Raw genomic sequence first — 26,022 nt, 5'->3', positions numbered from 1 at the left:
CGCTGTTAACATTTCAATATCTGTATGTTTGTTTTTATTGAATACTTTACAATTAAATAACTTAATTCTCCACGCAGTATAGTGATGCAAAGAATTACAATTTACATATTATTAATTGCGATGAATAACCTATAAGTGTCAGGATTTACGCAACAGCCACCCCGAACAATTACTGCGTCATGAGTAGCCACTTGTTTGCAAAGGGTTTGGGGACGGTTGCGTTCCCCGATGGGGAGAATAAAGGGAAGTTCCCAAGTCTTGGTTCTGATGAAAATGCTGAGATTGCGTGCGTCATAAGTAGGTGAAGTATTAATATGAAATAGGAGAAGCCACTGATGAATAAAGTATTTAAGGCTCCTTGGGCGATATCGCTGATTGCTATTACTATTGTAGTTTCTGCAATACTGCTAGGAATTGTGTTGATTGGAATATTGACTGCTTCTCGTAGTGATATTGCGTGGCTAGTGGCGATGGTAATAATTCCTTTGGTGATTTTATTAATATCTGTATTCTTCAGTATTCGCGGTTATGCGATCGCAGACAATACACTTTATGTTCAGCGCATTGGTTGGAACACAAAAATTGATTTAAGGAACTTAACTTCTGCTGATGTAGATCCACAAGCAATGCGAAACTCGCTACGTAAGTGGGGAAATGGTGGGTTATTTAGTTACTCTGGAAAGTTCTACAACCGAAAATTGGGCAATTACCAAGCTTATGCAACAGATCCGAGTAAAGCAGTAGTTCTGAAGTTGTGCGATCGCACAATTGTTGTTACTCCAGAACATCCAGAAAGATTTGCCAATCAAGTTTTAGCAACAATGGACAAAGGATAGTACAGTAAAAAACTTGCAAATTTTCTAATCTTGGAGAACCGAGATACAACTCTTCTATTGGTTGATAGCGCCACCCTTAACGGTTAAGATTCTAGTAACTGGTATTAATAACGAATACCAGTGGAAATTCTATTTGTTGTATCTATGGTGGCTCGAAGTCCATATAACAAAGTCCACCTCCGTGAACTTACTCATAAAAACCTTGTTTGAGTGTACCTTCGTACCAGAACAACGCGCGATCGCTTTTTGCTTACTCAACAAAGCCCATGCAATTGATGTGTTTGGATACTTACTAACCAAAGCTAACCAAAGTCAAAGAAGAACTCATTAATTCTTTACACGACACCCAAGTGGTGCAAATTGTCAAGGCGATGTGTCAGTCGCGATCGCGCCTTTTCAACAGGTCATTTCTCTCGTCCGCGTTTTGGCAGTCATCATGCCAATTATATCTAACACCAGCGGCAATGTTGTAATTCAAGCATTATCTGTAACCTTCAGAGGATTAGGTGTTGGGGAAGTCGTACCCAAAGATACGCTCAAAATCGTCCGCAAAGAGATTCTTGCAGGTTTAGGTACAGCCTTAGCTTTGAGTCTTGCGCTTGGTATTCTTTCCTTAATTTGGTCGCCTCCATAATGGTTATGGCAATCAACGTATTTGTTGCTGCTACCTTAGGAACGTTACTTCCAATGGGTTTAACAAGGATAAATCCCGATCCTGCATTAATTATTGGACTACTGCTAACAACAGTTTTAGATGCTGTAGGATTTTTGACTTTTCTCTCGCTAGTTTCTATTGCTTTAAAAATTGTTCGTTCTTAGCTAGAGTAAGACTATTTCTGCGAGGTATTTTAACGATCAAACACTAAACTTTTATCTGCGTATTTTACTTTTACTAGTTAACGCGATCGTCTTCCGCCTGACTTATCAAAAACACATACTAGCTAAGCTTTCATCAGCCATAAATCACCATCCAAAACAGCAATTTGTCTTGAACTTTATTAGATTTAAAACAGTCGAATCGTTTAGGGGAAACACGATAAAAATAGGTGCGTAACCCGTTCTACTTATTGCTATTAAGTCAGTGTTTATTGCAGGATAATAGATATATAAATGAAAGAAAAATAATTTGCTTAAATGAGAATACAGTCATCAGCATTAGTACATCTTGGTTTTGGCAAATATGTGCGTTCAGATCAAGTAACAGCAGTTATCCCCATTGAGGAAGAACGTGGGCCTGGGCGACGCACATTTATACATCTCCAAGGACAAACAGATCCGATTGTTGCTTCGCGCGCTGAAGACTCGATTGTCCGCGACTTAGTGCAAGAACCGCGTGAGGTGACTCAATCACGCCAACAGCAGGAGATTCTACACGATCTACTTATGGATTTAAGCAATGTCAACCCAACGGTACGCAGAATTGTGCGTGATGAGGGTGGGCTTGATTTGGAACGCCTAGAGCAGCGAATCCGTGAAGTTGTAGAAGAGTAATTACGATAAGGGATGCGCTATGGCATCCCTATTTAAACCTAAATGAGTTAAAAAATAGTATCAGTTCTAGGTAGATTTAACAAAGAGTTCAGTTTATATGCAGTTCTAAATTATGAGCATTGAATTTAAAACGAAATTAACTTAAAACTCAAAAAATATATAAAATCAAACCTTTAATAACAATTGTTGATTTTTATTAAAATTTTAGCAAAAACAAATAAAAAAAAGTCATCGATGTGTGTCGTATAGTTATTTTGTAACTAGATTAACACAAACAAGATAGTTTTATAGAAAAAACAAGCTTGACACCAATGGTATATTTTCTGATATCGATTTTTTAAAAAGAGCTTCATCAGAAAAAGTCAAGGAGTACTCATTATGTCAAATGTTGAGAGTGCTATCTTACCTACAAGAGAAATGCAGACTGATTTAGTTCATTTCTTAACTTGCTCTAAAATTGTTTGTAACTCTGGTTATATTTATTCGTGGATCAATCCTAACCATCCTGGGTTTGTTTACCCAGAAGCTATGGGACTTTACTTAACATTAGTTTCGCAACTGAGTCTGCAAAGAAACTATCGCTATCTTGCTGAACAAGCCCACGCTGTTGCTAACAGCTTACAACATTTGATATCACCGTTAGGTGGTATAGGCAAAAATGAAAAACTCTATTTGTTTGATACTTGCATGGCTGTCAATGGATTGCTGACTTACAAAAAGTATTTGAATGGTTATGTAAATCCCACAGTTGTGGCAGACATGTCACGCTTCATAATGAAGATGGCACAGCAAAGGCTAGCGGTTGTAGCTGATAATGGTAGCTTGCTAGAAATACAACCTCATTGGTCAAGTGTTTTCGGTGCAAGTATGCTAAAAACTGTCATTGCGCTAGATGCACTTGCGGTAGAAACAGGCGAGCATTATTTTTCTAACTTAGCATTGGAGATTGCAGAGGAAGTTGTACGCGAGTGCTACTCAGATGGAGTCTTTCATGTTTTTCCAGAAACAACTCTTGTTTACTGCCATGCTCATTGCTATGCTCTAGAAGGGTTACTCTATCTTCACTCACGCGACTATCTTGAGGCTACAGAACTATTGAGTGGTGGTGCCCAGAGTTTGCAAAGGTGGCAAAATTCAGATGGAAGCCTGTTTAACTGGTACAATGCGCCGTCACGAGAACTATGTAAAGTTTGTGATGCGACTGCACAAGCACTACGCATTTGGATAGCAGTAGACCGTGATCGCTTTGCTGAAGCAATCAATAAGGGATTTACATTTTTATTAAGCCTGCGTTCTCCAGACTTCGGGCTTTACTACTGCGATCGCAGTTTGGACGTAAATTCGTGGGCTTCTATTTTCGCTACACAAGCAATGGATTGGTCCTTGAATGGTGTGCAGAGTGACTGCATCGTTTAAAAATAACAATTCTACTAACAGGGCGCGTTGTGGAAAACCCAACTATATTGATTACTGGAGGCGCAGGTTATATCGGTACTCATACAGTCTTGGCACTCCAAGAGGCTGGATATTCCGTCTTAATTTTAGATAACTTGGTGTATGGTCACAGAGATTTAGTAGAAAAGGTACTTAAAGCAGAACTCATCTGTGGCAACATTTGCGATCGCCCCCTACTAGATCAAATTTTCGCCCAAAGATCTATAGAGGCAGTTATCCATTTTGCTGCCTATACTTATGTTAATGAATCGGTATCTGACCCACTCAAGTATTACCAAACTAATGTGCTAGGTTCGCTTACCCTCTTGGAAGCAATGCTTCAGGCTGAAGTAAATAAGATTGTTTTTTCTTCAACTTGTGCTACATATGGTATTCCTCAACAAATACCAATTCCAGAAGAACATCCTCAGAATCCCATTAATCCATATGGGGCTACTAAACTAATGGTAGAAAAAATACTATTAGACTTTGATAGAGCATATCAGCTTCGCTCGGTTTGCTTCCGTTATTTTAATGCTGCCGGTGCTGATAAGCTAGGACGACTCGGAGAAGATCGCACTCCAGAAACGCACTTAATTCCCCTAGTTTTGTTAACTGCGTTAGGAAAGCGAGAAAAAGTGTTTATTTTCGGTACTGATTATGACACTCCTGACGGTACGTGTATCCGCGATTATATCCATGTAATAGACTTGGCGCATGCTCACGTTTTAGGGCTGAATTATCTATTACAAGGAGGCGAAACGGAAATTTTTAATTTAGGCAATGGCAATGGTTTTTCTGTACAGCAAGTAATTGATACAGTTATTAATATAACTAAGCGCTCATTTCCGGTTGTTAAGACTGAACGGCGAACGGGCGATCCTCCTATCTTAGTTGGTAATTATGAAAAAGTACAAAGGGTTTTAGGCTGGAAGCCTGCTTATTCTAAGCTAGAGGAAATGATAGAAGATGCATGGCGCTGGCATCAACGAAGACATAGTGATTAAAAACTGAGGCACTGCATGAGGTAACTCAATCACGCCAACAGCAGCAGATTCTACACAATCTACTTATGGATTTAAGTCATGTCGATCCAACGGTAGGCAGAATTGTGTGTGATAAGGGTGAACTTGATTTAGAACGCTTAGAGTAGCGGATTTGTAGAGTTATAGAAGATTAAAAAACAGAAGATATTGTAACGAAATTAAGAGCTAAGTAGAAATATATAAATTTGTTAAAAAAGCTCGGCTGCCGAAGGATATGAAGTAATTTCTGCTATGGAATGACAATGAGTAGATTTTTTGGCTTACAAGTCCGAATAAAGTATTTTTTTGAACAAAAAACTTAAAATAATTTCAACACATTTTTATAATTGTTCACTGTAGGCGGCTCGTTTGCAGACGATAATTTAAAGCATATAGGCAGTGCTTGAAAATGGAGTAAGTAACGATGCCTAATCACTACTCAATCTTAGATGACCAAAATCAAGTTTACGGAGAATGGCACGGACATTTGCACTATACGTTGATGTATCAAAGTAGAGAGAAAGCCGAAATCGTAGCAAGAGAACACCATATGTTAGGGTACAAGATTGTACCATCAGAGGCAGCGGTAAGATACTCGGAGAGCAGATACTCTGAACATAAGTAAAATCGACAAGAAGGGAGTAACAATTCCCTTCTTTTTATTAAAATGTGAAGTCAAGCTTTTAGTTATTAAGTCAGTAGATGTTACTTTAGCGCGATCGCCTTCTCGAACTAATTTTATTTACACGCAATTTTTCGCTGCAACGCTTTATCGTAGCAGCAATATTGTAAGTAATTTATACTACACCTTACTAAATTCAGATAGCTTTAGCTCTAGTATTGAATATTAAGTTTTGCTAAAGACTTATGTAAGTCACTCAAACTGCTTTGAAGAAGAAAGAGTGAAAACTTACTTCACGTGGTTAAACAAAACTGGGTTTTAAAAACAAAGCAGTCATTCGGAGATATAAGATGGATAAAAATAAAGTATTAGAAGTACAAGAAATTAAGCTAGCAATTTTAGAAAGCTTTCTATCACAGCGATAGGAACTGTCCCTACACAAGGCTGGAAAATACCGAACTAATTCCTTACACCTATATCTAGCCACCCATTGACGGTATTTATGAATTTGAGTTTGTAGCTGAACCACCAGAAGGAATTGTTGCACCTGCACTTGCGTCAAAAAAAGCAAATTTCCGTCTGGAAAATATTCCCACAAATCTTAGAGGAGTAAAAGTTTATGCTTCTAGTAATTCTCAAGTTGCACTTTTAGAAACAAGCGGTAAAGAGAGAACAATTTGCGTCAAGGGAGTTCTCACCGATGAGGGAGTAGAGTGTCAAACGCTACGGACTGCTGACGGTGAACTTTATACACTTGTGGGTAATCTCAAGGAATTTCAAGTAGGTAGGCGATGAAGTGTATGTAGCTGGTAAAGTTGCCGAATTTTCGTTTTGCTTGCAGGGAATTACGATTGTTGTCAATTGGATCAGTAAAAGCGCACCCAAGTGTTCGTTTAAACCACGCAGGTGGACTTTTTTTTTAGCTGCGAATTTATTCGCTTAAATTTCAAAGCAATTGTCGAGCATTGCCCTGATAATAAATAGAGTTTAGTATCAGGGTAAATCTTATGAGTTGTGCCCCTGTTCTTCAAAACTATATTAATGGCGAATGGTGTGACTCCAATGCTACTGAGTATTTGGATGTAACTAATCCAGCTACAGCAGAAATACTGGCTAAGGTTCCATTAGGAATAGCAACAGACATAGATCAAGCAGCAACAGCCGCAGCCACAGCATTCAACTTTTGGCGTCGCATTCCACCAGGGGAACGAGTGCAGTATTTATTTAAACTTAAAGCACTGTTAGAAGAGAACTTTGAGGACTTAGCTGTAACAATTACGCAAGAATGCGGCAAAACTTTGGCAGAATCAAAAGGCGAATTGCAACGGGCGATTGAAAATGTGGAAGTTGCTTGCGGAATTCCAATTTTGATGCAAGGCTACAACTCAGAAGACATTGCCAAAGGTATTGATGAAATTTTGATTCGACAACCTGTAGGCGTTGCAGCAGTTATTGCGCCGTTTAATTTTCCAGGGATGATTCCATTTTGGTTTATGCCGTATGCGATCGCCTGCGGTAATACATATCTTATTAAACCCTCCGAGAAAGTACCACTGACAATGCAAAAAGTAATGCAGCTTTTGGCACAAACAGGAATACCCAAAGGTGTTGTTAATCTTGTTAATGGTGCTAAAGAAGTTGTCGATGCGATTCTCGATCATCCTGCGATTCGTGCAATTAGCTTTGTCGGTTCGACTCCTGTAGCGCGTTATGTTTACAGTCGGGCGACAGCAAATGGTAAACGCGCGCAATGTCAAGGTGGGGCTAAAAATCCGGTGATTGTGCTACCTGATGCGGATATGGAAATAACAACTCGCATTGTTGCGGATAGCGCCTTTGGTTGTGCTGGACAACGTTGTTTAGCGGCTTCGCTTGCAATTACTGTTGGCAAAGCGCGTCAAACCTTTATTGATGCGATCGCTGATGCGGCGTCTACTCGCGTTGTTGGTTATGGATTAGACGACAAAGTACAAATGGGACCTGTGATTACAGCAGAAAGTCAAGCGAGAATTGAGCAACTGATTCAACAGGGAATTACCGAGGGTGCGAAACCACTGGTTGACGGTCGGCAAGCAAAAATTGCGGATTACCCTAAAGGTTATTTTATCCGCCCAACGCTACTTGAGAACATCGAGCCTACAAGTACAATTGCTCAAACTGAGGTGTTTGGTCCTGTACTCGGTTTAATTCATGTTGATACAGTGGATGAAGCGATCGCTTTTGTTAACAGCGGTCAATATGGTAACATGGCGTGCTTATTTACTTCTAGTGGCGCTGCTGCACGCAAATTTCGCTACGAAGCAGAAGTCGGTAATATCGGCATCAACATTGGCGTTGCTGCACCGATGGCTTTCTTCCCTTTTAGCGGGTGGAAGGAAAGTTTCTTTGGCGATCTGCACGGACAAGGACATCACGCCGTTGAATTCTTTACCCAAACGAAAGTTGTTGTTGAGCGCTGGTTTCAAGATTGGTCAAGACAATTTTAAAATACCTATTTAGACCTGGCGAATAAATTTGCAACTAGTAAACAAAGTCCACCTGTGTGGACTACGCATATAACATGACTAAAAGTGTGCGTAGACACACTTAGTTTATATAGCCCCGACTTCAGTCAGAGGCATCCACCACAGAAGATGCATTAAATTTAGTTCTGATAGTTTCGATTCTACGCCGATTAACTCCCAAATCGCCCTCGCCTAAACGCGAAGCTGAACGAACATTGATCACTTTGGCATCTTTGTCAAGCAAAAATTCGACATCATCAACAAATCCGACAACGGGAATCGTAAATTCGCTGTAAATGTAATTTTCATTTTGGGCGATCGCTTTGGTGCGGCGAAAAGATTGCAGCACTGTTTTGAGCCGTGCCATTGCCTCTTGGTCAGTTGAATTGTAAGTTAAAGGTGCAATTTGATGCGCTGTATCTTGGCTTTGACTGCTGACACAATTAGGAGTTTTCGGACAGGGTGCTAATTCACCAGCATGAACCCCAAGGTTATCAGGTCGCGTTCCGGCAAATAACTGCGGTTCTCCAGAAAAGGCGATTTTGGTTCCTAATGCACAGATAGTCACAAAAAGTAATGCGATGAAGGTAAACAGAACGCGTTGAAATACAGAACTTGATTTCGTCTCTACTGTTGACATGATTTCAAACCTTATTGCACTTGGCATTAACCAAAGACGATTGTACTGTTCTTTGCTAGTGTAGTCCCCCTAATCTCTACATATAGACAATATGCCTTCAACTCACTTGATCTTTTTAGCAATTGGTATGGGACTCGTCTGGATAAGTATAAAATTCAAAGACGATGTCTATCGCCTAGCAACAGCAATATCTGGCGCAATCTTTATTGTGTGGGGGTTTGCCCTAACCCCCTTACAGTTTCAACTGCCAATAGAGGCGCTTGTGATAATCTTAGTATTTCCGATGTGCTTACGTTGCCTCAGAGAATAAATCAAGCAGACAGCGGTGTATCCGTCGTGCTAGCACTTTTTTGTTGTGCTTTAGTAGAAGATGACCACGGTGTAGGATTTAGACTAATAGGCTCTGTAGTCCGAGGATGTCGTGTGGGCGTTGTCTGCCGAAACATCTGATAGTAGTCCTTGCGTGATTCTTCAAATAAATAGCGCAGTTCTGCAATCGGATTGTTATGGTGATCGACGCGCAAATCAAGATAAGGATAGACATCTTGATTGACAACATAAATAGCTGCCGATTGACGACCCCGCTTATCACTACCCGCAGCTTCCCCTGCTTCTAATGCTTGCAATAATCGTTCAGAAAATTCCATACCTTCTTTGGCTTGATATGCTTCTACCATTGCTAGCAAAGTTTGTTCGCCAACCAGCATATTACCAGCTACAGAAAAGTAGGGATTACACAGTGGTCGTCACGGGTGAAGGAGCGGATGAACTTTTCGCAGAATATCCGCAACTGCGACTGGATATGATTTTACATGGGATGGCAGATGCCTCGCCAGAAGAACGCGCTGATTTGGAAGACTGGCTAGCAGAAAGTAATCGCTTATTTAAAGAAAATCTCTTAGCAGACAAAGCCTTAGACGATCCAGCATTGACAAACTTAGTAGGCTTCACACCAAGTTGCTTGCAATCGTGGTTATCGGCATCTGCCTACGTTCCGAGTTTACTGCATCCTGATCGCCGCGCCACAACGCAAAATTATTCGCCAGGAGAAGCTGTTGCTCATGCGCTTGATCGAGATCAAATTGAAGGGCGTCACCCGCTTGACAAAGTGCAATACATATGGGTGAAAACGCAGTTTGAGTCACAAGTCCTTGGCTGGGCAGGCGATCGCGTCGATATGGCAAACTCAATGGAAGCACGTCCACCGTTTCTCGATCATCCGTTAGTCGAATTCGCCGTCATGCTACCGCAAAATATGCGTTTACGAGGACGCAAAGATAAATATATTCTGCGCGAAACAATGCGCGAGCTTCTCCCAAAAGCACTTTACGAGCGACAAAAGTTTGCTTTCATGGCTCCGCCATCGCACACCGATTTTGTAAAACAACGCGCGATGCAAACGTTAGCGGGCGCGAAACCGTAAACTCAAAGAAAAGGTGGTGGCTTAGGCTACGTCGTACCACGAGGGTGATCAACGCTTTATGGCATCTAAGGTTTAAGCACTCGGCTTGGAAGATCCGGTGTTGTCAAAAATAATTGTGATCAACGCCTTGTGGCATCTAAGGTTTAAGCACTAATATGTGCATTAAATATCTCTGCACACTGATTGTGATCAACGCCTTGTGGCATCTAAGGTTTAAGCACCAGATATTCAAGCTGTTTGGAGTCGCGAATCATATCGTGATCAACGCCTTGTGGCATCTAAGGTTTAAGCACGTACCGACTAGCTGTGCGGTCAAGTACTGGATATCGGGTGATCAACGCCTTGTGGCATCTAAGGTTTAAGCACTTACCTTGTCAACTTGCTTTGTCGAAATCAGGCGAATCGTGATCAACGCCTTGTGGCATCTAAGGTTTAAGCACCTGTATACAGTGTGGCAAACTTCAAATCGGTTGTCCAGTGATCAACGCCTTGTGGCATCTAAGGTTTAAGCACTTGTGTTTGCGGCATTTGTACTATATTGTAACTATACAGTGATCAACGCCTTGTGGCATCTAAGGTTTAAGCACTTTGACACTTCTGACACTTGATTGACACTTGATTGAGTGATCAACGCCTTGTGGCATCTAAGGTTTAAGCACCTGTATACAGTGTGGCAAACTTCAAATCGGTTGTCCAGTGATCAACGCCTTGTGGCATCTAAGGTTTAAGCACTTGTGTTTGCGGCATTTGTACTATATTGTAACTATACAGTGATCAACGCCTTGTGGCATCTAAGGTTTAAGCACTTTGACACTTCTGACACTTGATTGACACTTGATTGAGTGATCAACGCCTTGTGGCATCTAAGGTTTAAGCACCTCGGTAGTTGGATAAACTCTGTAACGGTAGGCTTTTTCGTGATCAACGCCTTGTGGCATCTAAGGTTTAAGCACTCCCTCGACGTACATTTAAGGTCGTGCCGATGCCCGTGATCAACGCCTTGTGGCATCTAAGGTTTAAGCACAATTTCGTTGTAGAGCTTAAAGACGGTGCGATCGCGTGATCAACGCCTTGTGGCATCTAAGGTTTAAGCACACGTCCTACAAGGGTTTGACACTTCCGGCACTTCTGAGTGATCAACGCCTTGTGGCATCTAAGGTTTAAGCACAACGTAAAATTTGTTGTTTTTTCTGCCGGCCAGAAGGTGATCAACGCCTTGTGGCATCTAAGGTTTAAGCACTAGAAGACCATGCTCGTTCTGCACTGGCTTGTCTAGCGTGATCAACGCCTTGTGGCATCTAAGGTTTAAGCACACTCTGCGTCTGCCCTTAATCTTTCCTTAAGAATTTGTGATCAACGCCTTGTGGCATCTAAGGTTTAAGCACTAGGAAAAGCTGGGTAAACCTACCTATTGCAAATAACGTGTGATCAACGCCTTGTGGCATCTAAGGTTTAAGCACTTCATATGGTGTGGCATTGTCATAGACTAAATCCAGTGATCAACGCCTTGTGGCATCTAAGGTTTAAGCACAGCATCTGGGAACTTTGTAGAATGTAGCATGGAGGTGATCAACGCCTTGTGGCATCTAAGGTTTAAGCACCTTTAACTTTAGGTGACAGTGTCTTCGTTTGGCATTGTGATCAACGCCTTGTGGCATCTAAGGTTTAAGCACTGATAGAACCTCGGATTTATATGGGGGTTCCTAGTTGTGATCAACGCCTTGTGGCATCTAAGGTTTAAGCACTGCTCTACTTGTTAGAGAGGCAACCAGGGCTGGACGTGATCAACGCCTTGTGGCATCTAAGGTTTAAGCACGAGGCTTGCAGATTGAACCATGGTAGAATATATCTGTGATCAACGCCTTGTGGCATCTAAGGTTTAAGCACCATCAAGGGCAATCCCAAAGCAGTCCTTAAGGGCAAGGTGATCAACGCCTTGTGGCATCTAAGGTTTAAGCACCCAAGAGGAGTTGTGGCTAGCTGCAGCGCTGGGTGACTCGTGATCAACGCCTTGTGGCATCTAAGGTTTAAGCACTCTTCAGCATAAAGGTCTTCAACATCTTCAATAGAGTGATCAACGCCTTGTGGCATCTAAGGTTTAAGCACCCTCAGCAAAAATGTCAAGGTTGGATTGTACACGGGAGCGTGATCAACGCCTTGTGGCATCTAAGGTTTAAGCACAACGGTTTTTGCGGCGGGCAGTCAAGTTTGGGAAGCTGTGATCAACGCCTTGTGGCATCTAAGGTTTAAGCACTATGCCTTAGCCGTGCAAGTTAAGAGCATCAAGGCTGTGATCAACGCCTTGTGGCATCTAAGGTTTAAGCACATCAGGCGCAGGACATACTCTAATTACTTGGGATATGAGTGATCAACGCCTTGTGGCATCTAAGGTTTAAGCACGATATCAACGGTTCCAGAGTACAATCCAACCTTGAGTGATCAACGCCTTGTGGCATCTAAGGTTTAAGCACTTGTCTACCTCAAAGGCAGACAGTCCACCAGTTTGTGATCAACGCCTTGTGGCATCTAAGGTTTAAGCACGTTGGTAAAGTTGGCTCCCTGTAAGGGTTTGAGGTGTGATCAACGCCTTGTGGCATCTAAGGTTTAAGCACAGCTAGGTGATGCCAGAATTCCATTGTCTCAGTATTGTGATCAACGCCTTGTGGCATCTAAGGTTTAAGCACCGCCTACTCCTAAGGATGTCACCCCTTGTATAGAAGGTGATCAACGCCTTGTGGCATCTAAGGTTTAAGCACTCGTCTAGTTCGTCAATAAAGCGGTTGACGTTACCCGTGATCAACGCCTTGTGGCATCTAAGGTTTAAGCACATAGAGTAGCTTTTAGGAATAGTAACAACAAAGTGTGATCAACGCCTTGTGGCATCTAAGGTTTAAGCACAAACAAGATGACCTGACTTTTGACGAGTGGGTTCTCGTGATCAACGCCTTGTGGCATCTAAGGTTTAAGCACTCTAGGTACCGAGCTAACACCCAGAGAAGCAGTAAGGTGATCAACGCCTTGTGGCATCTAAGGTTTAAGCACTCTTCAGGATAGTCGTACGATACTGCAATAAAGTCGTGATCAACGCCTTGTGGCATCTAAGGTTTAAGCACTCTATCTACTCTGCCTACTACTCCATCGTGGGATGGTGATCAACGCCTTGTGGCATCTAAGGTTTAAGCACACTCCTCAAACTTAACATCCCCCTCTGGGGAAATATGTGATCAACGCCTTGTGGCATCTAAGGTTTAAGCACGCGTGAGAGAGAGTCTAATCGAGTTACTACTAAGTGGTGATCAACGCCTTGTGGCATCTAAGGTTTAAGCACGCCCCATTGGGAATCATGTTAAAGAAAGCAGCCTCATGTGATCAACGCCTTGTGGCATCTAAGGTTTAAGCACTGTTTGGTCAATCGTCCAGTGTGCATCGAAGCGACTGTGATCAACGCCTTGTGGCATCTAAGGTTTAAGCACCGGGTAAAGCACCAACCTTACGAATCCCCTGCGCTGGTGATCAACGCCTTGTGGCATCTAAGGTTTAAGCACCCCGAACACTGTATCCATTAACTAGTAAGCATTCCTACTACATTATACAAGCACCTCCTTACAGATGACCAGAAATTACCGATTGAACGATAAAAACATATTTTCCTTGGCTCCAAGAGCCTTGCCAAGTAAAGGTTTGGGAGTTTTGCAAGCACCTCAGCACGTGTTTTGATTACTTCTAAGCTAGATAAAATAACGCACAGAGCTATTTTCATCCTTTATTTGGCTGCCACATTCAGAGGTACTTGCATTTTTACATTACCCGAAAACCCTTTTCGTCTAACAACCAAGTATTAGGACGATTGTACTTTGGCAAATCTTTCACACACTGCTGAGAAAGACGAATCAAGATTAAATCGTCTTCTTTGGTTAGAACTCTCTCCAATTCCCATCGCAGCTTTTCCCGCATCCGCTGACTTAACCAACAACGAAAAATCGAGTATTGCACACGCTCTCCGTAACCCTCCAGTAGCTTGTAAGCTTTACGCCATCGCTTAGGGCAGCGAATATCGTAACAGACCAAATACCAATTCTTCAGTTCTGCCATGATATTCCCTCACCGCACAATCAACTGCCCAAATAAACCGCCTTCGCCTGACCACTCTTTTTCGAGCAATCGGACTTCTAGTTCTAATAAACGGCGGTAGGTTAATGAATAACCAGTCACAGGATGTTTCCAAGACTCTGACTTGCGTTGCTCGTAGATACTGATGAATTTTCGTCGTCCGCGATCGCTAAGCCAAACTTGTTGACCTCTAACTTCAAAATCAGCATCAACATCCCATTGATTGCGATTAATAGAAGTGACGACAATGAGATCGACCAAAGGAACCCTGAAAATTTCCATCAGATCCAATGCCAATGGCGGGGCTTGGGTGCGGGGTTGGTGATAAAATCCCAAAGCTGGCTCTAAACCGACTGTGAGAATGGCATTCATCACATCTTTGATCAGCAAAGAGTAACCGAAGCTCAATAAAGCATTAAACCGATCCTTGGGAGGGCGACGATTCCGACCAGAGAATTTCAGTAAGTCGGGGGTATCTGGAGCCAACAGCTGCGATAATACCCCAAAATAAAGTGCAGCTAAATTACCCTCAATACCCAACAAAGATTCAAGCGATTGAACTTGCGGAACTTGTTTAAGAACTGCTTTCATTTGTGCGATCGCCTGTTCTAGTTCCACCTTGTCTGACTTGCTCTTCTGTTTGCCACGCATCAAGAACTTCCGCTGTCCTTCGCCTCGACAATTCACGAGTTTTCGTGCCAATTCCAGACAAAAGTCCGATTGACTCAATGCCTGATACTGACGAATGCGCCGTTGAATACTCCCCACACGAGTATCCACACTGCCGATATAACATCCTCCTCCAGAAACAAAGTGAATTCCAACGTCCTTGTAAGCAAGAAAATGGACAGCTTGGGTGGAAATTTGAGCGAAACTATGAAGAACGACTTGACTAACCTGCCCAACCGAAACTTTTTCATCAGCTTGGTCGCGGCGGCTAATTTTGAGTTGTTCTCCTGTGCGTCCTACTCTAGTTCCTGGTTCGAGAATATGAAGCACTTCGCGTTCGTCATCTTGAGGAAATAAACGCAGAGGATGCCATTCTTTGTTATGTGCTAACCGTGCTTCTTCTGGTAGACAAACCGAAGATAGCGAACAGCGGGTACACAGATGCTCATTACTCGTTACAGGAGGACGATAGGCAGACTTCCTCAACTGTTTTGCTTGTTGAATCGAATCTTTAACCCATTGACGTCCTTGCTCGTCTAAAGGAACGCGAATCAGCACATTGTCGGCATGATAGCGAATTCTTCCTTCCGAAACCACAATACCCAATGCTGCCTCTAGCAGACAACAATAAGCTAAAATTTGCAGCTTATCGCTGTCCCATGCTTGAGGTTTATTATCATCCCGATAGCAACGCCCCCGTTTGTGTTCGTAGGGAATCGTTTGCCCATCCCGAGTACGCAAGGCATCTACTCGCCCTCTTAACCCCAAGATTTCATCTTCAAGATAAAGGTCGAGCCATTCTTCGTCTTCCTGCTGCTCTATTTTCTCATGTAACTGCCGTCCAGCAAAGACAGCCGCATCTTGAGTGTAGAGTTCCTCAACTTCTTCTAAGTAGAACAGGCGAGGACAGTAGGCGAAAGCATGAAGGGCGCATACGCGCAGAGTATTTGGGAAAGCTTCTGTTAAGGTGTCTTGAGCTAGATCAATAGACTGCATCGTAATATAAATGTTTTATAGATGTTACACAGCCATCAATCTAGCCAGTCAACCAGGCAAAAAAGCTTCCGCGTTGAGCCGAAATTTATTTAATTTTCATGGTACGGTAACTTTCTTGGCCGCTCGTTTACTTAATTGCAAGTATTAAGTATTAAGACTGAAACTTCGTTGCTTTTGTCTTTATAGGCACTTGAATCTCAGTCCAGCAATTCTCATCGAATTGGTTAACACTGAGACTAAAGCGTTGAAATGTTCCCTGCGTAGTTTGGCGATCAATCCAAATTGGTAAGCCAATTAACCCCCGATTATCCTTAACTAGCCATTGAATTTCACCGTCTTCTGGGCGGTAATTTCTAATGCCATTAATTAATGCCCAAGATTCCCCTAAACTTAACCCACCAAAACGAGTAATTTGTTCGGGAGTTGCTAGCGCAATTGCGACTCGTTCATCAAGTTTGACACTAGCCGATTCTTTAGTTGAATCAATTTTGATGACAACCTTAATATCGGTGAGGAGTTCTTGAAAATTGGGTTTAGAAAACTGACTAGGAGGGTAAGTACCCATATGGGTTTTACTAAACTTATGATGTCGTTGTTTTCGGAGGATGCGAGAAATAAGGGGTACTCCCACAATACCGATCGCTAACTTTACTCCTAAATGGGCTGTTAAGTCTTCTTCGCCAACTAACGACAGGAGAAAACCATAAATAGTCGAAGGTGGGGGATAAAGATACGTTTCTTTGTAATCGCGAGCAAAACTGCGAGGAAAGCTACTACAAGGACATTCTAGATAGAGGATATCACTCATCAAATTTATACCTCTGCTTTTAAAAGACCTTGAGCCATAGCGATCGCCTCTTTAATTCCGCGACAAACACTAACACCTAATTCCTCTAATTGTTTGCCATAAGGAGTATCGGCAATTTCTCCTGCGACAATAAGTTCGCTAGCAGGAATATCTTTAACATCTACTAAACGAACCAAACGAGGACATCCAACTGATTCACCAACTCGTTCAAAGCAATTCATAATCCAAGGACTTGAATCTTGAGTAACTCGAATAACAATTGATTCAGGGCGAAATTCATACAAGAACCGAGCATGATTTCCACCGACGTGTTTAATCATAGGAATAGCATCAAGAATTAATTTAGCGCGGTCTGGTTTTTTTAAACTACTGGGCGTCAAAGCCAGAGTATATTGATAGGAAGTACAATGAGCTTCTGTATTATGAATTGAAGTTTTGCCTTTTTCGCCTCCTTTAGAACCAAAGATAATATCACCCCAATAAGGATCAAGGCTGATAGCCCGACTTACCTCTAATATTCCCCGTCTTTTAGTTGTGGCATCTTTATTATCTGCGCCTTTCTTAGCATCCATGTAGCCGAAAATATCGTCATCAATGTAATCTTCAGCCTTATATCGTTCATCTTTAATGTTGTATTTATCAGCTTCCGGATCAAAAGTTCGATTCACTTCTGTTGGTTTGATACTTTGTAAATATTCTCGATAAGCCCAGCGAATAGCATCAGCACTAACTGTTGTATATTGGTCGTTACCCTTCGTAATTTTTTGCAATGTAGAAAGAGTACTGCCATCTCCTTCTCCGCGATTATTAGCAGCAACAGCAGTAGGTGTAACTACAGTAACAAATATGTGTTGAGTCATGATTTTATCTCCTTAAAAATTACAAAAGCGAAAACCCTCGTGCGGAGGTTTCCGAGCCAGTCCGTTGCGGGGAGTTTTCAAGACACTAATAGTTCAAATTCGGTATCAACTTGAGAGTCATCTTCAAGCACTTCTGCGGGAATTTCAGGTTGACCATCTTTTCCTTTACCTGTATAACTGGCAATAGCAAGTAAAGCTAAATCTCGCGCTTGTTTCCATTGGTTATCTTTATGTAACCATTGATAAATTTCAGCACCAACACCTCTAGTAGCTTTGCTGCGATGACGACTTAAAAAATCAACAGTTGTTTTAGCAAAATCTTGTTGAGTGCTTGGGCGCTGTAAGCGATTAATGACTTTATCAGTAACTTGTTTGTAGTCGAGTGGACGACCTTGTTTTTGAGCTTGTATATGTTGCTCTCGTAAATAACAACTGAAAGCTCCTTGCATAGCATCAAAAAAAGTTTGTTCCAAGGTATCGAGATATTGAGTCATTTTCACTAATCCTTTTCGCTCATAAAGTTCGTTCTGTTTATAAAATGTATGAAAATCAGAATACCAAGGCTTATCAGCAATTAGATTGTCGCAGAGCCAAGGTAAAATTTTTGAAATGGCTAGCCATGTCTCTCCTTTTTCGTTTTGACGAACTTGTGGTTTAAAAAATTGAAAAGCTGAATCGTACAATGCTAAAATTTCATCACTCACCTTAACTCGATAAACAGCTTGTTTAAGGTAACTTTGACTGCCATCCCATTGCTGTTTACCTAATTGATAAACTTCACAATAATTTACTCGGAATTGTCGGTTATCTTGAATCAAGTTTTCTTGTAGTAAAAACCGTAAAGCAGATTCTCCTGAACTACTAGAGCGGAAATTTTTGTAGGTTCTACCAACCGAATTTTGTCGCCGTCTGACCCATTGTTGAAGATTTTTCACTTCTGGAATAACAACGGCTGAACGATATCCTGGCAAATGATAATAACTACAAGCCAGTGGGAGAAAAACCAAAGATAAAAAACCTTGGGGAGATTCTTGATAAGCACCATGAGCAAAACATTCCACTAAGCCTGGTAAATGATGACCTTTGAGCGGAATTTTAGATTTAAATGCACCTTTACTACTAAACGCTTCTTTAAAATCTCCGGTGTAGTAACAATCTTCAACGGGTCGAAAAGTCTGAGAAATTTCCGGTTGACCTTCATCAATCAAAAAAGTTAAAGTAATTGATTCTTTCAATTGTTTGCGTTGTTTTCCATGCTGAAGAAAGGTTGTCATAACTCCTTCAGTAAACGTGTATTTACCTTGTGGATCGAGATTTAATGCTGGAACATCTAGATAACCATCTTGAATGCGATAGGTTTGTTGCAGCAAACTTAATACTGCTTCCTTGTCGCTACACTCCCATGACAGTTTGACAGCATCCTCGGTAACTTCCCACGCAAAAGGTACATCATCAGGATTGATAACAGATAAAGCTAGGGCTAAACCAGCAATTCCAGCGCGATGAGGAAGTAAAGTATTGGGGTCAAAAATAGATAAAGTAAGTGTCACCTTAATTTCTCCTCTTTAAGCTCATAAGCCCCTAATTCAGCTGAATAACTCCACTGTTTTTTTGGTGCTACAGGATAAAATTTATATCTTTCCCATTTGTGAGTATTCTTGGCAGGAATTGGCACGGTATAACGAGGAATTTCTTTAGCAGGTAAGGATTTAACTTTATTTAAATCTTGTTCAAGTAAGGCGGTGACATTAAAACCTGCTTCTCGTAGAGATGTCGAATAAGTCCGCCAATGTCCATCTAGTAAGACTGATTGAGGATCTGATTTACCTTTTTGCTCCGAACTTTCCAACCATCTTGCTAAATCTCCTTGACAGACTTCTCCTGTAAAGGACTGAATGAGTCTCAATCCATCATCAAGTTCTTTTTGACTATAAGGATAGTCAATCTTCTCATCGTCATAAAAAATAGCATCCAACGCACGACCGCAATAACGCCTGTTCAGTCTTCCTAGTCGCTGAATTAATCCTGCTGGATCGGCAATTTGAGAAATTAACAGCGTTGCTGAAAGATCGAGGGACATTTCTGCGACTTGAGTTGCGATCGCCAATACGGGCTTCTTTTGTTCGGGTTTAAACGCATCGACAACATCGCGGTGATGTCGTAACCGATCTTGATAGCAATAGCGACTGTGATAAAGAAGAGTGTTGAATCCTTTAGCTTTGGCTTCTTGGTAAACCGAAATAGCGGTATTAACCTGATTACACACCCATAGCACCTTTCCTCCTGTTTGTAGTTCTCGTTCAACTCTTTCCCAATCAAGAGTTTTTTCAACGTAATGAAAACGATAGCGAGGCTGTTGTTCTAACTCTACAGGACCAGAGATAATTTCAATCGGTTCGCTGACTGCTGCTGCGATCGCCTCCTTTTGCCAAGGCAAGAAAGACGCAGACATCAGTAAAATAGGAGCTTTAACAACTTCTAAAAACCGCAACAAAGCACCAAACAAGCGGTCGTCGTAACAATGAACCTCGTCGAATACAAAAGCTGCTTGGGCGATCGCCGGAAAACAATAAATCGATTTCCGATTGCATTGCAGCAGTCCGAGGACTGTATCAACCGTACAAACGATAGCTTCTTTGCCCCAAGCTTTAAAGGATTCTAATTTGAGAATTGCTTCATTATGCGTTTCTCCAACTTCCTCTTCTTCGCCTGTAGCCGCCATTTCTAAATCCACATCAGCACGAGAATGAAGCAGAACTGAATCAACTTGATGATGAACATAGTCAAGAAACCCTTCGGTGCTAGTTCCTGTAGTGGGGTAGCAAAAAATCATTTTTCTACCAATTGCCTTCGACTGTCCCCATTTGTATGCTCCTAACGTTTTTCCTGTTCCACAGCCGGCTCTCGCTAAAGTGACTCGTGCTGAACTTTGAGCTAACTGAATTTGAAAAGGTCGCAATTCTTTACCATCAAGTCGCGCATCGATAACTCGTTGGAGTTTATTTCCATCGAGGGTGCATTGGATTTGTTCAGCAATCCATTTGTGAATCGACAACCTCGTGTTAGGAATCGCAGAACCTGCTGCATCACCAGCAATTAAAAGAGCTTTGATGACAGCCACCCACGCTGGATCTGCTTGCCATTTATCTGTTAAGAAATCTTGAATCTCAAATTGTTTTTCTTTAATCTGGCTTACTGACCACGTAGTCGAAGGTTTCCGAGCAAGTTTAATTGTTGCAGGCAACTCCAAAGCTGTGATTCCATATTTCAGCAATTGACGGAAATGAGGATTATATTGAATTTTTCCATCAATAACATCGAGAACGTATAAATGAAGGCGATCGTCGCCACTTCGACGGATTTCTCCGAATTCATCAGTGCATTTTCCGCCTCTACCTCCTAGTTTGAGGTGATGTCCTCCAGCGGCTGCTAATGCCGTTAAAAAATCTCCTTCACCTTGTTCTAACCATTCTCGAAACTCCCAAGCTAAAAGCACTGAAGCCACTTCATGCCGAATCATTTGAGGACTATCAGGTAAATATCGCTTTGGAGAAGCATTCGGCATTTTGGCACGAACAACTCCTTGAAAATGCTCGTTGGCTTTCCCCCAGTCGTGGATGTAAGCACTAAGACGAGCTGTTGCCCTAAGTTCAGATAAACTGCACTCAAGTCCGAACTGTTCAATTAAGCGATCGCCCAAAGTATCAACTAACGTGCTAACAGCATTAACCACATCTGCGGTATGTCCTACAAGTCCATAAGAACCTCTCCAAGCACCTGCTTTAAAAGACTTGGCTAGTAGAATATCTGGCACTAATTTAGGCTGCATGCGTTTCCTCCTGAGCGGGATAAAACCAACCACAGCCAAAGTGTTTGCGTCCTCCTAAACCTAAAAATTGAACTTTCAGCGAATCAGTTGCGTTTAATCCATCAATAATCACGCCGTAACCCAAAACATTTTTCTCTCTGATCTTGAGCGCCCGTAAAGCTAAATCTCCCTCAAAATTGCTATCAATAAATGCTTGGGCATTGACCTCCATTCTGGTAAGGGCTTTCTGACAAGATTCCAGAAAATAAAACGGTGCGTCTTGACTATTCCATTGTTCTAAACGAAACGTCACCAATCTAGCTTTGAGCACTTTGCTGCTTTGAGGTAAGGTTATGCGGGGCTGAATCAGTCGAATGAGATGTCCGCGAATATCTAAAACTTGATTTTGCAGCAAGCGATACCAATGTTGTGCTTGTTGAGTCGGACATCGCAATCGAAACCGAGAAGCTTTATTTAAATAAATGATTCCACTGTGATCTGGAATGCCTGGTATGCTACAGAGCAAAACTTCTGAAGGTAAATCGTTACCTAACAAACAATCTTGATTCTGTTGGCACAGATGTTTCAATGCCGAGTAAAGAGCGTAGCCATGATCCGCAGGTAAGGTTTGCCCTCGTAAGGAAAATTGAACTTCCACAAAATTCACAAGTTTACTCCTTCTTTAGTGGTTAAAAAGTGATAATTTCTCCTCATCCCCTCAACCTCTGCTTTCACCAATTCCACCAACTCAGTTGGCGCTTTCACTACTGCACCCTTGCCATAACCCAACACCCAACGTTTCAGGTCATTTAATCCTGAAGTTGTCAAATGCAAAGTTAATGATCCATCGGGGTGTTCCTCAATTTCTTGAGTAATGTGCCAGCGACGTTCGCGAATAAAAGGAGCCGCTGATGCGTCAAACCAAATAGCTACAGAGACTGGATTTCCCCCAACCTCATGCTGAAAAATCTTCTGCAAATAAGTTTTAGGATCGAAATTAGACTTGCGCTCAAAGGTTTCATCGAGTAGCCGCAATTCCTGAATCCGATCAATGCGAAACCAGCGAATTTCTTGGCGTTTGTGACAAAAACCAATCACATAAGGGTTAGTAGCGCGGTAAATGTGAAGTAGATAAGGATCGATGACTCGCTCGGATTCTTCAAGTCGAGTCGCTGCATAATAGCGAATCCACACTCGCTTTGACGTGCGACAAGCTTCTAATAGTTGCTGCCAAATCTGGGGATTGAGATTGACCATTTGCGCCCCCGCACGAAAGATAATTCGTTCGTCGGCTAGCTGCTGTAAGTCAATCCAAGTTTGCTCTGGTAATCGCTCGGATAAGCGTTCAATTGACGATCTCAATTCCTGTTCATACGCCGAACCTGCATAAGCTTCTAGCATTCTTGCTCCTAATGTCAGCGCAAACAGTTCTCCTTTACTCAAAGAAATACTCGGTAGTCGCCATGCCAGATTTGTATAATGCCAACCTGTTTTTTTGCGATACTCTAAGGGTGCATGATAGCGATCGCGCAAAAATGCTAGATCGTCTCGAATCGTGCGATCGCTTACTTCTAGAGCCTGAGCCAAGCTGATGCTAGTTTGACCGCAACTTGAGCGCAATAGGTGATCGATCTGTAACAGCCTTTCTAGATGACGCGACATAGTTCTATAAGATTGAGAGTTCATCTCATCCTATGAAAGTAACCAGGCAAAAAAGCTTCCGCCTTCTGTTAGCTTTCCCAATTTGTAGAGTATTGATAACACAGTCCCACAATTAGACTGCGTGGCACTATGTAGATTAAAGGGAAAAGGGAAAAGGCAAACTTAATAGCGATCTTCGGTGCTTTTGCTCGGCGTCATCTGGACATTCTCGAACAGCTTTGCGAATAATAACTTTTAGTAAAATGCAATAAGTTCTGTTTTCAGGGAACGGGAAACAGGGTAATAGTAAAGTATGTTGTTTACGCTAAATATCAATTAAGGACACAAGCGATCGCAAGTCTGGTACTTCTAAATTTGGTAAATTACTGCTAGTTTCGGCGTTGCGATTTACCCATACGGTTGTTAATCCGAGCGATCGCGCTGGAATGATATCGTGATATAGACTTGCAGCAACGTGTAATATTTGCTCTTGCGGTATGCCGATTCTCGAAAACGCCAGCTTGAAGTTATTTAATGATGGTTTGTAGCTTTTTGCTTGTTCAGCTGTAATAATCTCATCAAATTCAACTTTTAAATGCTTTGCAGTCGCTGCAAAGAGATCGTCATCTATGTTAGAAATAATAACTAACTTATACTTCTGTTTAAGAAACTGAAGTGCCTCTACTGTGTCAGGAAAAGGTTGCCAATTTTGGAGCGATTCTGGAAGCGATTCTATTTCAGTTGCCGTTGGTGTAAAACCAAAGCGATCGCCAAACTTTTGTACACCTTTTTGCAAAACTTCTCGATATTTAAGATAACCTACTTGCTGAATTGTTGGCTCAACTTCAGCATAATAATTAATAACTTCACGGTCATCAACCTTAACATCATGAGCCGCTAAAATAGGCTTCATTGCGTCTAAAATACCACTTTCCCAATCGATTAAAGTACCGTAGCAATCAAAAGTTAAAGCTTGATAATCATTAAAATTAATCATTTTTCTGTTCCAAGGCTTTTAAATGTGCTATTAATGCTTGACCATCACCATTGTGTTCTTGAGCAATTTGTTCTGCAACTTCAGCATTACCTGAACAAATGGCATCAACTAAACTTTCGTGTTGCAATCGAATTTCATTTAAATCTGGATGAATCGCATTGCAAGATACGATATACAATCTAATTTGCTGTTCAACAATTTTGTATTGTTGCTGCAAGCGTTGGTGTTCTGAAAGTTCGATAATAGTTTTATGTAATGCAAAGTCTGTGTTTGCTAATTGTTGCCATTTGCCTAGTTTTGCAGCCTTGACTAATTGCTGTAGTTTAGTATTCAAAATCTTAGTCTTAGTAGGCGTAATTGACTCTGCAAGCAGTTTTGCAGCTAAGCCTTCTAAGGCATTGCGTAGTGTGTAGAGTTCCCAAGCATCGCGCGAACTTAGTCCTGAAACTGCACAACCACGATACGGAAATTGCTCAACTAAACCTTCGTATGTTAACTGTTGTAATGCAGAGCGAATTGTACCGCGACTTAAATTTAATCGTTCAGATAACTCAATTTCTAACAACCGCGAACCTGGCGGAAGGATACCACTGAGAATTTCTTTACGAATCGCATCCGCAGCTTGTACTTCAAGACTGCGATGAACAATTGTAAGTTGCGATCGCCTCTTCATATCGATATTCAGCAAGAATCACAAACATTTTATATGTCATAATTGTAAATTGTCAACAATCGACAATTTAGATTCAAGCTAATCGTGGCAGTTTTCAGTATCATGCAATATGCATGGTATATTCCTATGCAACCATCAATTCGTACTGAATTTAGAGAGTTTCTCCGACTGGCAATTCCCTTAGCCAGCGCCCAAGTTGCCCAATCTGCAACAGGTTTTGCAGATACTATCATTATGGGTAGGTTGGGGCAAGAGACCTTAGCAGCAGGAGGATTGGCTGCAATCACCTTCACCGCACTCCTAAACACTGCTGGTGGAGTTGTCATCGGAGTTAGTCCTTTCGTGGCTGAGGCTTACGGTGCAGGCTGCAAAGCACGAGTTCAACAAGTTGCGCGTCAAGGGTTATGGCTTTCACTGATACTTGCAATTCCTGTGATGCTCTTCTTAGCAAACATCGATACGCTCATGCGTCAGTTTGGACAACAAGCAACAACTGTAGCGTTAGCCAAGACATATATAGACATCATGCTTTGGGGCTTATTCCCTGCTTTAGCGTTTGCAACGTTACGCAGTGTTGTCTCTGGGCTTTCTCACGCACGTCCAGTCATGGTGATTGTTATTGGCGGTACGCTGTTTAATATTGCAGGTAACTATGTCCTAGGGTTTGGTAAATTGGGGTTTCCAACACTAGGGCTGCGAGGGCTGGCTTGGGCAAGTATTGTGTCCCTTTGGGGAATGTTTTTATCGCTTGTCATCTACATACTTCGACACAAAGAACTAAAATCTTACCGCCTGTTTAAGAATTTACATCAGTTAAAATTGCCAATCTTTCGAGAATTAGTATTCGTTGGTGCGCCAATCGGGGTATCTGCTGCTTTAGAAACCGGACTATTTACAGTTGTCACTTATCTGATGGGAGCATTAGGAACAGAGGTACTTGCCGCGCATCAAATTGTTTTGCAGACAATTATCGTGATTTTCATGGTACCACTGGGAATGTCCTTTGCCACAACAATCCGCGTCGGGCAGTGGAGTGGACAGCAAAATTACGCGGCTGTACGTCAGGCGGGTTATGTGGGGATAACGAGTGGAGTTGTCTTTATGACAATTATGGCGATCGCCCTGCTGGTATTTCCTCAACAAGTCATTGGGCTATATATCGATGTCCGCGCTGCGGAAAATGCCTCAGTATTAAAGCTAGTCATGCCAATGCTTATCATTGCGGCTGTTGCACAAATCTTAGACAGCGTACAAAAAACTGCATCCGGCGCACTCTATGGACTCAAAGATACTCGCGTACCAATGTTAATCAGCTTTTGCACGTTCTGGGTCGTTGGCTTAACGAGTGGCTACTTGCTCGGATTTCACTTTGGTTTAGGTGGTACTGGTTTATGGTTAGGACAATCGATTGGTGTGGCGATCGCCGCCGGAGTTTTCGTATGGCGCTTTTATAAACTAAATTAATTCGTCATTACTAATTCGTAA

21 protein-coding genes, 1 pseudogene and 1 CRISPR repeat array are annotated in these 26,022 nt (G+C 41.9%); of the genes and pseudogenes, 10 read left to right on the top strand and 12 right to left on the bottom strand.

Annotated features, from left to right (window positions below):
• Positions 1–335 precede the first annotated feature (335 nt).
• The 8 genes and pseudogenes from NIES1031_RS15580 to NIES1031_RS15555 all read left to right on the top strand — a co-directional run bounded on the left by NIES1031_RS15580 (position 336) and on the right by NIES1031_RS15555 (position 7,894).
• Complete coding sequence (locus tag NIES1031_RS15580; protein WP_073550438.1) at positions 336–836, top strand: PH domain-containing protein; 501 nt, start codon at positions 336–338, stop codon at positions 834–836.
• A 181-nt stretch (positions 837–1,017) separates the two neighbouring features.
• A complete protein-coding gene (locus tag NIES1031_RS24430; protein WP_178378155.1) occupies positions 1,018–1,167 on the top strand; it encodes a hypothetical protein in 150 nt (49 codons plus the stop codon).
• A gap of 105 nt (positions 1,168–1,272) precedes the next feature.
• Positions 1,273–1,655 (top strand): annotated as a pseudogene (locus tag NIES1031_RS26400) (magnesium transporter).
• Positions 1,656–1,970: 315 nt separating this feature from the next.
• Positions 1,971–2,327 (top strand): hypothetical protein, encoded by a 357-nt coding sequence (locus NIES1031_RS15570; RefSeq protein WP_073550437.1) that lies wholly within the window; start codon positions 1,971–1,973, stop codon positions 2,325–2,327.
• A 378-nt stretch (positions 2,328–2,705) separates the two neighbouring features.
• A complete protein-coding gene (locus NIES1031_RS15565; protein WP_073550436.1) occupies positions 2,706–3,743 on the top strand; it encodes a hypothetical protein in 1,038 nt (345 codons plus the stop codon).
• 29 nt (positions 3,744–3,772) lie between these two features.
• Entirely contained in the window at positions 3,773–4,768 is a 996-nt protein-coding gene (gene galE / locus NIES1031_RS15560; protein WP_073550435.1) for a UDP-glucose 4-epimerase GalE, read from the top strand.
• Between the two features lie 442 nt (positions 4,769–5,210).
• Positions 5,211–5,411: a hypothetical protein gene (locus NIES1031_RS23880; protein WP_015189551.1), complete on the top strand. Its 201-nt coding sequence runs from the start codon at positions 5,211–5,213 to the stop codon at positions 5,409–5,411.
• Between the two features lie 1,004 nt (positions 5,412–6,415).
• Positions 6,416–7,894 carry a CoA-acylating methylmalonate-semialdehyde dehydrogenase gene (locus NIES1031_RS15555; RefSeq protein ID WP_073550434.1) on the top strand — a complete coding sequence of 493 codons (1,479 nt, stop codon included), beginning with the start codon at positions 6,416–6,418 and terminating at the stop codon, positions 7,892–7,894.
• Between the two features lie 121 nt (positions 7,895–8,015).
• Here the strand turns inward: NIES1031_RS15555 and NIES1031_RS15550 are convergent, their stop codons facing one another.
• Positions 8,016–8,552 carry a DUF1499 domain-containing protein gene (locus NIES1031_RS15550; RefSeq protein ID WP_073550433.1) on the bottom strand — a complete coding sequence of 179 codons (537 nt, stop codon included), beginning with the start codon at positions 8,550–8,552 and terminating at the stop codon, positions 8,016–8,018.
• Between the two features lie 311 nt (positions 8,553–8,863).
• Positions 8,864–9,292 carry a DUF1028 domain-containing protein gene (locus NIES1031_RS15540; protein ID WP_269086019.1) on the bottom strand — a complete coding sequence of 143 codons (429 nt, stop codon included), beginning with the start codon at positions 9,290–9,292 and terminating at the stop codon, positions 8,864–8,866.
• Between NIES1031_RS15540 and NIES1031_RS15535 the strand changes: the two genes are divergently transcribed.
• Complete coding sequence (locus NIES1031_RS15535) at positions 9,292–9,975, top strand: asparagine synthase-related protein (RefSeq protein ID WP_236738856.1); 684 nt, start codon at positions 9,292–9,294, stop codon at positions 9,973–9,975. The genes NIES1031_RS15540 and NIES1031_RS15535 overlap by 1 nt on opposite strands.
• 44 nt (positions 9,976–10,019) lie before the next feature.
• Positions 10,020–13,520: a CRISPR direct-repeat array (repeat unit 36 nt; unit sequence GTGATCAACGCCTTGTGGCATCTAAGGTTTAAGCAC).
• Between the two features lie 253 nt (positions 13,521–13,773).
• On the opposite strand, the gene cas2 is transcribed toward NIES1031_RS15535, so the two are convergent.
• The 10 genes from cas2 to NIES1031_RS15485 all read right to left on the bottom strand — a co-directional run bounded on the left by cas2 (position 13,774) and on the right by NIES1031_RS15485 (position 24,552).
• Positions 13,774–14,067, bottom strand: coding sequence for a CRISPR-associated endonuclease Cas2 (gene cas2 / locus NIES1031_RS15530; RefSeq protein ID WP_073550431.1), 294 nt, complete (start codon positions 14,065–14,067; stop codon positions 13,774–13,776).
• Between the two features lie 9 nt (positions 14,068–14,076).
• Positions 14,077–15,750, bottom strand: coding sequence for a type I-MYXAN CRISPR-associated endonuclease Cas4/Cas1 (locus NIES1031_RS15525; RefSeq protein WP_073550430.1), 1,674 nt, complete (start codon positions 15,748–15,750; stop codon positions 14,077–14,079).
• A gap of 151 nt (positions 15,751–15,901) precedes the next feature.
• Positions 15,902–16,558 carry a type I-MYXAN CRISPR-associated protein Cas5/Cmx5/DevS gene (cas5, locus tag NIES1031_RS15520; protein ID WP_073550429.1) on the bottom strand — a complete coding sequence of 219 codons (657 nt, stop codon included), beginning with the start codon at positions 16,556–16,558 and terminating at the stop codon, positions 15,902–15,904.
• 5 nt (positions 16,559–16,563) lie between these two features.
• The gene (cas7i, locus tag NIES1031_RS15515) at positions 16,564–17,418 is read right to left on the bottom strand and encodes a type I-B CRISPR-associated protein Cas7/Cst2/DevR (protein ID WP_073550428.1); all 855 of its coding nucleotides are present in this window, start codon (positions 17,416–17,418) and stop codon (positions 16,564–16,566) included.
• A 77-nt stretch (positions 17,419–17,495) separates the two neighbouring features.
• Positions 17,496–18,968 (bottom strand): type I-MYXAN CRISPR-associated Cas8a1/Cmx1, encoded by a 1,473-nt coding sequence (cas8a1, locus tag NIES1031_RS15510; RefSeq protein WP_073550427.1) that lies wholly within the window; start codon positions 18,966–18,968, stop codon positions 17,496–17,498.
• Complete coding sequence (locus tag NIES1031_RS15505; RefSeq protein ID WP_073550426.1) at positions 18,965–21,247, bottom strand: CRISPR-associated helicase/endonuclease Cas3; 2,283 nt, start codon at positions 21,245–21,247, stop codon at positions 18,965–18,967. The genes cas8a1 and NIES1031_RS15505 overlap by 4 nt, the downstream gene beginning before the upstream one ends.
• Positions 21,237–21,893 carry a type I-MYXAN CRISPR-associated protein Cas6/Cmx6 gene (gene cas6 / locus NIES1031_RS15500; protein ID WP_073550425.1) on the bottom strand — a complete coding sequence of 219 codons (657 nt, stop codon included), beginning with the start codon at positions 21,891–21,893 and terminating at the stop codon, positions 21,237–21,239. Before cas6 ends, NIES1031_RS15505 begins: the two co-directional genes overlap by 11 nt.
• Positions 21,890–22,888, bottom strand: coding sequence for a helix-turn-helix transcriptional regulator (locus NIES1031_RS15495; RefSeq protein ID WP_073550424.1), 999 nt, complete (start codon positions 22,886–22,888; stop codon positions 21,890–21,892). The genes cas6 and NIES1031_RS15495 overlap by 4 nt, the downstream gene beginning before the upstream one ends.
• Positions 22,889–23,192: 304 nt before the next feature.
• Positions 23,193–23,864 carry a haloacid dehalogenase type II gene (locus NIES1031_RS15490; RefSeq protein ID WP_073550423.1) on the bottom strand — a complete coding sequence of 224 codons (672 nt, stop codon included), beginning with the start codon at positions 23,862–23,864 and terminating at the stop codon, positions 23,193–23,195.
• Entirely contained in the window at positions 23,857–24,552 is a 696-nt protein-coding gene (locus tag NIES1031_RS15485; RefSeq protein WP_236738855.1) for a GntR family transcriptional regulator, read from the bottom strand. The genes NIES1031_RS15490 and NIES1031_RS15485 overlap by 8 nt, the downstream gene beginning before the upstream one ends.
• Before the next feature lie 111 nt (positions 24,553–24,663).
• On the opposite strand from NIES1031_RS15485, the gene NIES1031_RS15480 reads away from it, so the two are divergent.
• Positions 24,664–26,001 (top strand): MATE family efflux transporter, encoded by a 1,338-nt coding sequence (locus NIES1031_RS15480; RefSeq protein ID WP_073550465.1) that lies wholly within the window; start codon positions 24,664–24,666, stop codon positions 25,999–26,001.
• Positions 26,002–26,022: the final 21 nt, after the last annotated feature.

This window comes from Chroogloeocystis siderophila 5.2 s.c.1 (assembly GCF_001904655.1).
In the GTDB taxonomy this organism is placed as follows: Bacteria; Cyanobacteriota; Cyanobacteriia; order Cyanobacteriales; family Chroococcidiopsidaceae; genus Chroogloeocystis; species Chroogloeocystis siderophila.
The sequence above is the reverse complement of the archived record's forward strand: the minus strand, read 5'-3'. Positions and strand labels throughout refer to the sequence as shown.

Excerpts from the sequence above, each read along its gene's own strand:
- NIES1031_RS15580 (WP_073550438.1), top strand. The coding sequence starts at position 336 with ATGAATAAAGTATTTAAGGCTCCTTGGGCGATATCGCTGATTGCTATT.
- NIES1031_RS15570 (WP_073550437.1), top strand. The coding sequence starts at position 1,971 with ATGAGAATACAGTCATCAGCATTAGTACATCTTGGTTTTGGCAAATAT.
- NIES1031_RS15565 (WP_073550436.1), top strand. The coding sequence starts at position 2,706 with ATGTCAAATGTTGAGAGTGCTATCTTACCTACAAGAGAAATGCAGACT.
- NIES1031_RS23880 (WP_015189551.1), top strand. The coding sequence starts at position 5,211 with ATGCCTAATCACTACTCAATCTTAGATGACCAAAATCAAGTTTACGGA.
- NIES1031_RS15555 (WP_073550434.1), top strand. The coding sequence starts at position 6,416 with ATGAGTTGTGCCCCTGTTCTTCAAAACTATATTAATGGCGAATGGTGT.
- NIES1031_RS15550 (WP_073550433.1), bottom strand. The coding sequence starts at position 8,552 with ATGTCAACAGTAGAGACGAAATCAAGTTCTGTATTTCAACGCGTTCTG.
- cas2 (WP_073550431.1), bottom strand. The coding sequence starts at position 14,067 with ATGGCAGAACTGAAGAATTGGTATTTGGTCTGTTACGATATTCGCTGC.
- NIES1031_RS15525 (WP_073550430.1), bottom strand. The coding sequence starts at position 15,750 with ATGCAGTCTATTGATCTAGCTCAAGACACCTTAACAGAAGCTTTCCCA.
- cas5 (WP_073550429.1), bottom strand. The coding sequence starts at position 16,558 with ATGAGTGATATCCTCTATCTAGAATGTCCTTGTAGTAGCTTTCCTCGC.
- cas7i (WP_073550428.1), bottom strand. The coding sequence starts at position 17,418 with ATGACTCAACACATATTTGTTACTGTAGTTACACCTACTGCTGTTGCT.
- NIES1031_RS15505 (WP_073550426.1), bottom strand. The coding sequence starts at position 21,247 with ATGCAGCCTAAATTAGTGCCAGATATTCTACTAGCCAAGTCTTTTAAA.
- NIES1031_RS15495 (WP_073550424.1), bottom strand. The coding sequence starts at position 22,888 with ATGTCGCGTCATCTAGAAAGGCTGTTACAGATCGATCACCTATTGCGC.
- NIES1031_RS15490 (WP_073550423.1), bottom strand. The coding sequence starts at position 23,864 with ATGATTAATTTTAATGATTATCAAGCTTTAACTTTTGATTGCTACGGT.
- NIES1031_RS15480 (WP_073550465.1), top strand. The coding sequence starts at position 24,664 with ATGCAACCATCAATTCGTACTGAATTTAGAGAGTTTCTCCGACTGGCA.